Source organism: Seonamhaeicola sp., assembly GCF_028281565.1.
GTDB lineage: Bacteria > Bacteroidota > Bacteroidia > Flavobacteriales > Flavobacteriaceae > Seonamhaeicola.
The window spans coordinates 18,954-31,445 of the sequence record NZ_JANQJQ010000009.1; the positions used below are offsets into that span (position 1 = coordinate 18,954).

Annotated in this window: 8 protein-coding genes; 4 read left to right on the forward strand and 4 right to left on the reverse strand. The window is 36.6% G+C overall.

The genetic code is table 11. The features are described 5' to 3' along the window. Positions 1-16 precede the first annotated feature (16 nt). The 3 genes from Q0983_RS03430 (at position 17) to Q0983_RS03440 (ending at position 8,510) form a co-directional block, all read left to right on the forward strand. Complete coding sequence (locus Q0983_RS03430; RefSeq protein ID WP_299548760.1) at positions 17-3,349, forward strand: TonB-dependent receptor; 3,333 nt, start codon at positions 17-19, stop codon at positions 3,347-3,349. 20 nt (positions 3,350-3,369) lie between these two features. Next, positions 3,370-4,971 (forward strand): RagB/SusD family nutrient uptake outer membrane protein, encoded by a 1,602-nt coding sequence (locus tag Q0983_RS03435; RefSeq protein WP_299548763.1) that lies wholly within the window; start codon positions 3,370-3,372, stop codon positions 4,969-4,971. 161 nt (positions 4,972-5,132) lie between these two features. After that, entirely contained in the window at positions 5,133-8,510 is a 3,378-nt protein-coding gene (locus Q0983_RS03440) for a VCBS repeat-containing protein (RefSeq protein WP_299548766.1), read from the forward strand. Here the strand turns inward: Q0983_RS03440 and Q0983_RS03445 are convergent. The 3 genes from Q0983_RS03445 to Q0983_RS03455 are packed head-to-tail and all read right to left on the reverse strand — an operon-like array spanning position 8,507 to position 10,817. Continuing rightward, the gene (locus tag Q0983_RS03445) at positions 8,507-9,100 is read right to left on the reverse strand and encodes a transglycosylase domain-containing protein (protein WP_299548769.1); all 594 of its coding nucleotides are present in this window, start codon (positions 9,098-9,100) and stop codon (positions 8,507-8,509) included. The genes Q0983_RS03440 and Q0983_RS03445 overlap by 4 nt on opposite strands. A 34-nt stretch (positions 9,101-9,134) precedes the next feature. Beyond that, positions 9,135-10,151, reverse strand: coding sequence for a glycosyltransferase family 9 protein (locus Q0983_RS03450; protein WP_299549092.1), 1,017 nt, complete (start codon positions 10,149-10,151; stop codon positions 9,135-9,137). 60 nt (positions 10,152-10,211) lie between these two features. Continuing rightward, positions 10,212-10,817, reverse strand: a complete 606-nt coding sequence (locus tag Q0983_RS03455; protein ID WP_299548772.1) for a DUF4254 domain-containing protein — start codon at positions 10,815-10,817, stop codon at positions 10,212-10,214. A 70-nt stretch (positions 10,818-10,887) separates the two neighbouring features. Here Q0983_RS03455 and upp point away from each other — a divergent pair, with 70 nt between their 5' ends. Next, positions 10,888-11,547 carry a uracil phosphoribosyltransferase gene (gene upp, locus Q0983_RS03460; protein WP_299548775.1) on the forward strand — a complete coding sequence of 220 codons (660 nt, stop codon included), beginning with the start codon at positions 10,888-10,890 and terminating at the stop codon, positions 11,545-11,547. On the opposite strand, the gene Q0983_RS03465 is transcribed toward upp, so the two are convergent. Further along, a complete protein-coding gene (locus tag Q0983_RS03465; RefSeq protein WP_299548778.1) occupies positions 11,518-12,459 on the reverse strand; it encodes a DUF6427 family protein in 942 nt (313 codons plus the stop codon). The two genes, upp and Q0983_RS03465, sit on opposite strands and share 30 nt — an antisense overlap. Positions 12,460-12,492: the final 33 nt, after the last annotated feature.

The following is a 12,492-nucleotide window of genomic DNA, read 5'->3' on the forward strand; positions in this document are numbered from 1 at the left end:
AACTATTAACAAAAGTATGAAAATTCTATTTATGCTTGGGAAGACAATTCCCAATTTTAAGTTTGATTTAAAAATGAAACTTACCGTTTATCTATTTTTGATATCGCTTTTTCAGATTCATGCTAATTCATATTCGCAGAACACTAAAATTTCTCTGGAATTGAATAATGTGAGTATTGAAAATGTGCTACGTTCCATTGAAAGCAAATCTGAATTCAAATTTTTGTATAACAGCAAAGAAGTTGATTATAAAAAATTGGTTTCAGTAAGGTTCAAAAAAACGAAAATCAATAAGATTTTAGAAAACTTGTTTTCTAATACTAACATCAACTATGAGGTATTAGACAAACAAATCATTTTGGTATTAGATACTACCAAACATCAAGCGGCAATAAAAAAATCGCCTCCTCAACAGACCATTTCCGGAACAGTAGTAGATGAAGCCGGTGTTCCAGTAGCTGGAGCCAATGTTGTTGTTAAAGGTACTACCAAAGGTACGGTAACAGATTTTGATGGAAACTTTAGCATATCTGCTTCCTCAGGAGATGTATTGGAAGTTTCTTATCTTGGTTATATAACACAGTCTATATCTGTGGGTGACCAAACCTCCATTTCTGTGACTCTGGCTGAGGACGCTGCCAAACTGGATGAAGTAGTGGTTATTGGATATGGTACTGCTAAAAAGAGTGATTTAACAGGTTCCGTTTCCAGGGTATCCTCTAAATCATTTGAAGACCAACCTATGTCCAGAGTAGAAGACGCCTTACAGGGTAGAGCTGCAGGGGTTACCGTAGCAAGAAATTCCGGTGCTCCGGGTGCTCCCGTAAAAATTCGTATTCGTGGTACAAACTCCATTACGGGTAACAATGACCCTTTAGTTGTTATTGACGGTATTATTGGCGGCGACTTAAGAACTTTAAACCCTAATGATATTGCTACCATGGACGTTTTAAAAGATGCTTCTGCCACGGCAATTTACGGGTCTCGAGGTGCGAACGGGGTAATTTTAATTACTACTAAAAAAGGTTCCGGTAAAGGGAAATTGGATGTAGACATGTTTACGTCTTTCTCTGAAGTTCCTAAAAGGTTACCTACACTTCAGGGTAGCAGGGCTGCAGATTTTGCAAGAATTGAAAATATCAGAAGAGGGAATGAATTTATACCTCAATCTGAAATTGATGCCTTAGACATAACAGGAGGGGTAGATTACCAGGATGAAATTTTCCAAACCGGTCTGTCAAACAACCTTCAATTATCATACAGTGGCGGTTCTGAAGATGTTAACTATTTTATTTCAGGTAACTACGCTAACACAGAAGGTACAGTAATTACTACCAATTACGAAAGATACTCCATAAGAGCCAATGTAAATTCTAATATTACCGATAAGCTTAAAATTGGTGTTAATATTTTTGCAAGTAGAGCGACTTCAACTAACGATATAAACAACTTTAGCCGTTTTCAGGGTAGTTTGGTTGCACATGCAGTTAACTGGGATCCGCTTACACCGCTTAGAGATGAAAATGGCAACTGGAATGAAGGGTCTACGCGTTCATTAGCATCGTTAAATTACAATCCTATTGCCAGATTGAATCAAAGTGATATTCAAGACACACAAGACAGGTTAAATGTAACGGCTAATGTTAGTTATGATATTCTTGACAACTTGAACTACACCTTAGTTGCTGGTGCCAGTACGTTCAACAGAACTCAGGAAAGAACCACCAGAGATTATGGTGAAACTGATGCTGCTTATAACGGTAACCAGTCAAGAAATCATCAGGTCAGTAATATTTTAACTTATAACAGATCTTTCGGAAATCATAATTTCAAATTAACAGGGCTTTATGAGTTTCAGGAAGGTATAGGAAAAGTACTTAATCTTAATGTTGACAATTTACAAGGTCCTTTGAGTTATTATTTGGCTGAACTTAATGCCGGGTTTAACTTTAACAATAATAAAACCGAAAGCTCTATAGAATCTGTAATGGGTCGTTTAGAATATAATTTAAATGAAGAATTGTTTTTAACCGGTACGATTCGTCGTGATGGGTCTTCAAGATTCCAGGGTGATAATAAATGGGGTACTTTCTACTCATTTGCAGGTTCTTATAACTTCACTAATATGGATTTCATACAGGATAGTAACCTGTTTAGCGCCTTAAAGCTTAGAGCCGGTTGGGGGCAAGTAGGTAACCAAAATATTGGTATCTATAGTACCTTCGATTCTGTAAGTTTAGGTAGTGTGTTCGCTTTTGATGGGGCTACCAGAGAAGTTGGTTCTACTGTTGGAACTATTGGAAATGCTGACACCACATGGGAAACTACAACCCAAACTAATGTAGGGGTAGATTTTGGTATACTTGATGGGAGATTAAACTTTAGTGTAGACTGGTACAAGAAGAATACTACCGATTTGTTATTAGCAGTGCCAATCCCTGCCACTTTAGTAGGACCGGGAAAATCACAAATTCAAAACGTTGGTGAAACAGAAAATACAGGGGTGGATTTAACTATAGGAGCCACGATTATCAATAACGATGACTTTACATGGGACTCTAACTTTACTGTCTCTTTTATAAAAAACAAAATTGTTGATCTTGGGACGGACACCAATGGAAATATTATCACATCGCTTGAGGGTACTTTTAACAGTATTGACGGGCAAAGCAGAACATGGAACGTATTTAATTTAAATGAACCATTAGGACAAATGCAAGGAACCGTATTTTTAGGTACCTGGAAAACGTCCGAAGCAGCCGAAGCGGCATTATACGACCGTGTTCCCGGTGATGCCAAATACTTAAGAGATGCAGATGGAAACCGTGTTATTCAAGTGATTGGTAATGGTACTCCAACAACCGTTTGGGGGTTAAATAATACGCTATCTTATAAAAAATGGGATTTGAACTTCTTCTTCCAGGGGTCTCATGGCAATGAAGTATTAAATGCCTTAAAAGGTCAAATTGTTGGAGCCACCGGTAACCAAAGAAGTTTTAATCATCCCATGCAATTAAACCAATGGACAGCACAAAATGAAACTGACATTCCAGCAGGTGGAGCTAATGACTTTGGCTCTACAAGATACATTGAAAATGGTGGGTTTGTAAGATTAGCGAATCTTAACCTGGCCTATACATTTGATAATGTTAAAGGTTTTGATTATATTAAGGTTTATGGCGGTGGTCAAAATTTATTTGTAATTAGTGACTATGAAGGCTATGATCCTGAAATAACTTCCAGAGCGGCCAACAACGGTGGAACTATAGATGATGCACCAAGTATTGACACAGGTGCATATCCTAACCCTCGTGTTTACACTGTAGGAGTTAAATTTGGTTTAAAGTAAAAAAATAAAAAGATTAGATTATGAAAAAATTCACGAATTTAAAAAACCTTAAAGGCCTATTTTCTTTAGTAGTTGCCGGATTGGTTTTGGCATTAGGCTTTCAAAGCTGTGTGCCTTTAGAAGAAAATCCTGGTGAAGTGCAATTGGCACCGGGAGCTTATACTGATATCTCTGAGCTTAGTTTAGGGGTAACAGGTATCTATGCTAGTTTAAGAAATGCCTCGCAATGGTCTACTTTTTACGTAAATGGTTGGTCCGGTGATGATATTACTACACACAAAGCCAGTAACAAAGCGGATTTTAGAGAGCATGACCAAAGAGCCATTACCAATGAAAATGCCAGAACAGTTGGTAACTGGAGAAATATTTACGGGATGATCTTTAATGCCAATACGGTGCTTAAAAATATAGGCGAAACCGTATTTGTTGGCCAGGAAGCTGAGCAAAACAGGCTTTTAGGTGAAATTTATTTCCTAAGAGGTGCTATGTTCTTCCATTTATACCGTGTACATGGAAAAATCCCGGTGCTTACCACACCTGATATTGATTTTAACATCACATTAAATTCAGAGTTGGAGGTACTTCAACAGATAGAATCCGATTTCTTGAATGCGGCGAATTTATTACCGGACATCTACCCAGGTGTTCAAGATGGCGCGCCCAGGCCAAATTCAGGTTCTGCTAACGCTATGCTTGCCAGGTTATATATGGATTGGGCCGGTTTCCCGGTAAAAGATAATTCTAAATACGCCTTAGCTGCCAGTACGGCTAAACAGGTTATCGATAATGCTGCTGCTCATGGATTTGAAATAGAAGAAGACCCAGGAAGAATCTGGAGTCTTGCCGGTAGATTTACTAAAGAAGCTGTTTGGACGATTCCTTACTGCGTATCCTGTGGTACACGTAATGGTAAATTTGCCAGATTAGGATGGCCATCAGACAACAGAGGATGGGGTGAAACCTTTGCTGAAATTAGATATTTTGAAGACTTCCCGGAGGGTGCAAGAAAGAACGCTACTTATAGAATGGATGCCGATTGGATTAACTTTAGTGATCAGGTAACACCGGTATTTAGAAAAATCGTAGGACCTGCTGATGAGGATGATGTGGCTGTAGGATTCCACTTTACTGATAGAAGCGATTATTACATGAGATATCCTGAAGTACTGTTAATTTATGCTGAGGCTTCTGCACGTTCTGGAAACTCATCTGCTGATGCCTGGGAAGCGCTTAACATAGTTAGAAGAAGGGCTGCTGGTTTAGACTACATGACGTCTTATGGCTCTGCTGTAGCACAGCGTGTAAGAAATGCCGATAATAACGGTTGGGAAGATCATCCAACCTTAACGTATCAAGATATCACTAGTGGTGATCTGGCTGATTTAGCTGTTACAGAACGTAAATGGGAATTAGCCGGTGAATGGATCCGTTGGAATGACCTGGTTCGTTTAGAACTGGTTGCTGACGCTTTTGCCAACAGAGACCCACAGGTAACCCCGGATGTTGTTAATGGTGGTATTATAGCCGTTCAAAATGACGTGATTGGTTCCACCGGAACTGACAACTACTTTGCTCCGATACCAATTGCTGAAGTAGAATTACTTCCTGGTTTAGGTAACTAATATAGAATAGTTATTTATATAAAAAAGAGGCTAAATTTGTTAAAAAAATATAGCCTCTTTTTATTTTATAAAACCCCAATTTTACTGCTATATTATTACCCTTAGCACTCACAATTTTGTAAATTAGCACAAATGATTTCCCAACCCAGCATCTTTAATTTATGTTGTCAAAATCTATTCTCTTTCTAAGATCAAAACCGTACTCTATAGCATTAGGGATTACGCTTCTATTTAGCTTGAATTCCTGCAAAAAAGATTCCAAAGAACCGACTAAAGATATTGTACCCGAAGAAGATGTAATAAAACTATTTACAACAATCTCATCCGCAGATTCTGGAATAGAGTTTATAAACACTTTAGAAGAAACCTTAGAGTCCAATTACTACCAATATTTATACACTTACATTGGCGGCGGTGTTGCTGCAGGCGATATAAATAACGATGGGTTAACAGATCTGTATTTCACTTCAAATCAATCGGATGACAAATTGTATCTCAATAAGGGCGATTTTAAGTTTGAAGACATCACAGAAACAGCCGGTATAAAAAACATGAAAGGGTTCAACACTGGAGTCACTATGGCTGATGTTAATAGTGACGGCTTGCTTGATATTTATGTATCTCGTGGTGGGTGGCTAGACGATAATAATAAGTTTGCAAACTTACTTTACATTAATAACGGTGATAATACGTTTACCGAAAAGGCCAAAGAACTTGGTTTAGATGATAATAACAGAACCATTCACGCCGTTTTTTTTGATTACGATAATGACAATGACCTGGATGTATATATTTCTAATACACCCGATATTAGTGGGAAAGGTAAAATCCAAGATTTAAGGACCACTTATAACGACGAAAAAAACCTGGCATTAAAAGGCTGTGACAGGCTCTACAATAATGACGGCACCGGACACTTTACCGATGTTTCTAAACAAGCAAAACTGCAATTAGATTTAGGCTTTGGATTAAACCCTCAGGTAGGTGATCTAAACAACGATGGCTGGTTAGATGTTTACGTATGTAATGACTTCGATTATCCGGACCTGGTGTATATCAACAACGGTAACGGCACCTTTACTGAATCCAGAAACAGTATGTTTAAGCATATTTCCTACAATAGCATGGGAAGTGATTTTACAGATATAAACAATGATGGATTCTTTGATCTGACTACGCTTGACATGAATCCTGAAGACTATATCAGGTCAAAAACAACCATGTCTATGACATCGGTAAGCACATTTGAGCAAATGGTTGCAAATGATTACCATTATCAGTATATGCATAATATGTTGCAACTAAACAATGGTAATGGCACTTTTAGTGAAATATCAAAAATGTCGGGAATCGCGGATACCGATTGGAGTTGGTCTGTATTATCTGCCGATTTTGATTTGGATGGCTTCAATGATGTTTATATAACTAATGGTGTATTTAGAGATGTTTTAGACAGAGATGTGCACAACGAAACGCTTAAAATATTAAGAGAAAACAAAAGAAAGCCAACTGATGAGGACTTCCTGAAGTTTTCTAAAATGATGCCTCAGCAAAAACTCAACAACTATTTTTATAAAAACAATGGGGATTTAACCTTTGAAAACACGTCTTTTAAATGGGCAGATTCCATAGCTACGTTCTCAAATGGTGCTGCTTATGCCGACTTAGATAATGATGGCGATTTAGATGTTGTGGTTAATAATATAAATGACGAAGTAACCCTTTTAAAAAACAACGCTTCAGACACTAAAAGCGGGAAATACCTGAAAATGGCATTTAACGGCCCTGAAAAAAATAGGTTTGGAGTAGGTGCTATCGCTGAAATCAACTTGGAAAATGGTTCTAAATTAAAACGCCAGCTTATTAATAGCAGGGGGTTCTTGTCATCTGTCCCTAATGTGCTTCATTTTGGTTTGAACCATGACGATGCCATTGAAAAAATAACCATTACCTGGCCGGATGGGAAACAACAGGTTATGTCTGCTACAAAGCCTAATCAATTATTAAAAATAGACTATAAAGATGCTAATCTCCCGGAAAACACAGGAGATCAGTTGAACAAGAAACAGCCAATATTTACAAAACTTGATTCCAACTTTAGCCATACGGACCCTTATTTTAATGATTATGACCTTCAAATATTATTACCTCACAAGCTTTCTCAATTAGGGCCAGCCCTTGCAACATCTGATGTAAATAATGATGGTATTGAAGATATTTTTATTGGTGGAGCTAATGGTCGTCCTGCACAGTTATTATTGGGGAATCCCTCAGGTTCATTTTCAAAGAAACAAAATGATGCTTTCATAGCTGATAAAAAATATGAAGACGTAGGCGCGGCTTTTTTCGACGCTGATAATGATGGCGACCAGGACTTATATGTTGTTCATGGTAGTTATGAGTTTTTTGGCTATCCAAATGCCCTACAGGACATTCTTTATTTGAATGACGGTACAGGAGTATTTACAAAATCTGAAGATGCCCTTCCAACGATTAAATCGGCCGGGGCCAAAGTAGCCCCATTTGATTATGATAACGATGGTGATATAGATCTGTTTGTAGGTGGAAGAGTGATCCCGGGAAAATACCCTTATGCCCCCGAAAGTTTTCTTCTACAGAATAACAAGGGCATATTTACTAACGTAACAAAAGAATTTGCACCTGAATTAGAACGCATTGGTATGGTTACAGATGCTATTTGGACTGATATAAATAACGATGACCACATTGACCTGATTGTAACAGGAGAATGGATGGGTATTGAGGTTTTTATAAACGATAATGGCTCACTTACCAAAAGCACTAACCATGAAAGTCTTGCAAACACTAAAGGCTGGTGGAACAGATTGCTAGTTGCCGATGTTGACAGTGACGGAGATAATGATATTATTGCCGGTAATCTTGGGTTGAATTATAAATTTCACGCCACACCGGAAAAACCTTTCCTTATCTACACCAATGATTTTAATTTTGACAATGTTGAAGATATCGTTCTTGCTAAGGATTACAAAGGGGAGGAAGTTCCTATCAGGGGAAAGACCTGTATGACCCAACAAATGCCTCATTTAGCTCAAAAAATACCTGATTATAACGATTTTGCAAGCAGAAACCTTGAAGGTATTTTAGGGAAACGATTAAGTAGTTCTTTACACTATAAAGCCACGGAATTCCGTTCTGGAATTTTTATAAATAATGGAGATAACGAATTTTCATTTTCTGCATTCTCAAATGATGTGCAGCAATCCCCTATAAACAGTATTGTTCTTGAAGATATAAATAATGATGGCAATAAAGATTTAATTCTGGCTGGTAATAATCATCAATCAGAAGTAGAAACTACCAGGGCAGATGCCGGAATTGGTAATGTTTTGTTAGGAAATGGCAAAGGCAACTTTACTATGTTGAGCCATTTAGATTCTGGTTTTTTTGCAAATAGAGATGTTAGAAATATGGTGCTCGTAAAAGGAACAAAGGGTAAATTACTGTTTGTTGCCAATAACAATGGGCCACATGATCTCTATAAACTAAAAGCTAACTAATCTGTTATATAAGTTCCTAAAGGCCCTCGTTTAGGTATACTTACTAAACTGGGTTTTTTCATTAAGGTAATTATAGACTTTAATTCTTCATCGTTAAGACTATGAAGATCTTTTACATAATAATATCTGGCAATATTGTCCACACCTTTAAATTCCGGTGTAAATTGGTAATTTTTTAATGCCCAATTTAAACATTGCTTCTGATCAGCTACTTCCTCGAGTTTCCATGCCAAAACGTAAGCTTTTCTTCTGGAAATTCGCGTACTATCACCGTCAACTCTACTAAGCTTAGAAATGGTTGAAGCTAAAAGGCTCGGGCTCTTAATAACATCATTAGAAAAGACGCTTTTCATCATTTGTTTGTTCAAAGTAGTTGTCATAACCCCGGGATACGCTTCTTCATATAACTCAAAAAATCTTTCAGGTAAATCATCGGCAAATTCTATTCTTGCTACTAACTCATCCAGTTCCTCTTCAGACAAAACATCCCTCCAGGTACTTTTTAAATAAAAATATGTTGAACATAAGCCAAAAACACCTACAACGATAAACCAAATGGCAAATTTTAAAAGTTTTTTTCTAAGTCTCATCTTCAATGTTTTTAATTTATTAGAATAAAGGCTATTATAATAAGCTCTTAATCCTGTCTATCACTTCTTTAGGTTGAATACTTCTACAAGCTTCCTCATAGCCTTCAGGGTACTTATTTCCATAAACCGATGTTGGAATTTTGGGAAATTGATTCCTATCAGATAACAACATATGGTCCTCGGGTTGATTAAACGGTGTAAATCCTGCATACGGATGGGTAACTCCCCAAATGGTTACAACCTTTACACCCAACATGGCAGCCATATGTCCATTACCTGAATCCATAGAAAGCATAGCATCTAAATTAGAAATTACATCCAATTCTTCATCCAAAGAGAGCTTTCCTGCAACATTTATAACATTCTCAAACTTGCTTTCAAATTCGTTTAAAGTTTCAATCTCTTGTTTCCCGCCGCCAAATAAAATGATTTGATGTTCTTTAGAAAGTACTTCAATAACATGTTCCATTAAATCCAACGGATACATTTTACCTTCATGAGCCGCAAAAGGTGCAATACCAATCTTTTTATCGGAAACCCCTAAAAGGCCCTGAACCTTATCTCTTAAAACTCGCCTTTTAGGAAACTTTGGATTTGATAGACCTAGCTTGAACCCCAGTGTTCTAAAAACATCTGCATAACGCTCATGCGTCGTTTTTAACTGCTTAAAAAAGTCTCCTGAAGTTAATGCTTCCTTTTCTTTTCGCCCTTTATCTATCTGTACAAACGGCTTTCCGTTTAAAAATGCCTTTAAAATATTACTCCTTAAAACATTATGTAAATCGGCCACTGCATCAATTTCTAACTTTTTCAATGCCTTTGAAAGTTTGTACAATCCAAAAACGCCTTTGTGCTTTCCTCTAACCTCGGCAGGAAAAACATTGACATTATCTAAATCTTTAAAAAAGGGAGTAAAAAAGGCTCTGGTTAGAACGGTAACCTTAACGTCCGGATATTGTTGAGTAAAGGCTCTTAAAACAGGCACAGTCATAGCCACATCACCCATGGCCGAAAGGCGAATCACTAAAATATGTTTGGGTAATTTTGGCATCATCCATACGTATGATGAGATCCTGAATCCCGATAACTATCGGGACAGGATAACAAGCGGCTATTTTTGAGAACGTAAAACCGGATTTAGTTCGTCATCGTTGTACATCTTCATTTGCTTGTACACTTTCATATACTTATCGCCTTTTTCAATATCGCTTAGAAGTGTATCTATAGCTGTAGATAAATCTACTCGTTGCTCTAAGAGTACATCTAATTTTTTTTGACAGGCGTCTCTATGAGCATCAGAAGCATCAGTACGCGTAGCTTCTTCATTCATGTGATAGATTTTAAGTGCTAAAATTGAAAGTCTGTCTACACCCCAGGCTGGACTTTCGGTATTAATGGTAGCATCTGCCTTAGCCGTTACATCTTTATACTTTTCTAAAAAATAGCTGTCAATATACTCTACCATATCGGTTCTATCCTGGTTTGAAGCATCAATTTGTCGCTTCAATGTTAAAGCTGCCACAGGGTCTATCTGCGGATCTCTTATAATGTCTTCGTAATGCCATTGAACCGTGTCAATCCAACATTTTCTGTATAATAAATGCTCTAATAGATCGCTTTTATCATATGGGTTGTTAAAAGGTTGATCTACCGAATCTATCTTATGGTATTCCTCAATAACTTCCTGGAATATTTTATTGGCTTTACTTGTAAACATAGTGCGTTCATTTTAACTGCAAATATACTTTAATTTAATAACTTTACTCTTGAAATAATACTTCGTTTTTATGCAAATTCATAACGTTTCCCAGCAAAATTCCATATTAAATACTTTCCTTTCTGAAATTAGAGATATCAATATACAAAAAGACCCGATGCGCTTTAGAAGAAACATTGAACGCATAGGAGAAATTCTTGGATATGAACTGAGCAAATCTTTAAATTATAAATCATCTTCTGTTGAAACACCGTTAGGAAATTGCGACATTAATTTATTAGAGAACGACATCGTTTTATGCTCAGTTTTAAGAGCAGGCGTACCCTTACACAATGGCCTGTTAAATTATTTTGACAAAGCTGAGAATGCTTTTATTTCGGCTTACAGGCACCATAAAGATAACCCTGAAAGTTTTGAAATTATTGTTGAATATTTGGCATGCCCAAACTTAGAAGGAAAAACACTTATTTTAGCTGACCCCATGTTAGCCACCGGCCAATCCATGGTAGCCACATTTGAGGCCTTAAAACCTTTTGGAATGCCTAAAGAAATTCATTTGGTAAGTGTTATCGGCGCCGGACAAGGTGCTGATTTTGTCGGAAATCAATTTGGCGATAATACGCATTTATGGATTGCTGCCATTGATGAAAAACTAAACAGCAAAGGTTATATTATTCCGGGGCTTGGAGATGCCGGTGATTTAGCTTTTGGTGAAAAATTGCAACACTAAAAGTACTATTGGAGCTACTGCCAAGACAGATAAAAAAGTCTCTTTGAACCATTTTTCCTTAATGGTTTCTATATAATTGGTCACTATTATTGACAAAGGAGCAAATAAAAACAAAAACTCACTGCCGTTTTTATCAGGCGCTTGAAATACTATAAAAAAAGCAATAACTCCTGCCAGAATGATTATTTTAAAAGAGGCTCTGTAGGCTTTTTTCTGTTTTTTTATGTTCTGCAAATAAAAAACTGAAGACCATGACCCAAAGGACAACAGCAATGTAATTGCAACGATAAATCTTATAGAGTTATAGCTACTAAAGTCATAACTAAATACCGGTGATATGTTTAAAACATCAAAATAATTACTATGGAGTACTATTGAACATCCAACTGATATAACAAAAACAGTGGCTATTCCAATAAACGGTATGATCCAATGCCTTATGTTATTATCTGTGTACAGTAATAATGCTAAAAGGATTAATACAAAAAACAAAATGGCCCAAAAGTAAAACAAGGAGGCAATAGCAATCCAAAATGCAGCATCAAAGAGCTTCTTTTTTTCACTTCTTTGAGAGCGTAAACTCATAATTCGTCTTAAACCCAAAAGAATGAAAAAATTGGAAAACAGGATATTCGCATTCAACGTAGTTGAAGGAATGAGTAATAAAAACAAGCTAAACAACAGAATTTCGTAATTATTCAACTTAGTTAAACTATTCTTACTAACAATAAAGTTTAAGAGGAGCATTGAAAAATAACAGATAAAAAGTAAGATAAGCTGCTCTATAATAAAGAGCACGGTTATTGGTTCCTTTGTTACTCCTGTTCTAGCCACTAAAAAAGCTAACAACATAACAAAAAAAACAATGATAAAATTTATTGGTTTAGATTTACTAAAAATACTTGTTATCATTAACTGTTTTTGTATTTTTGCCCTGTAAATATA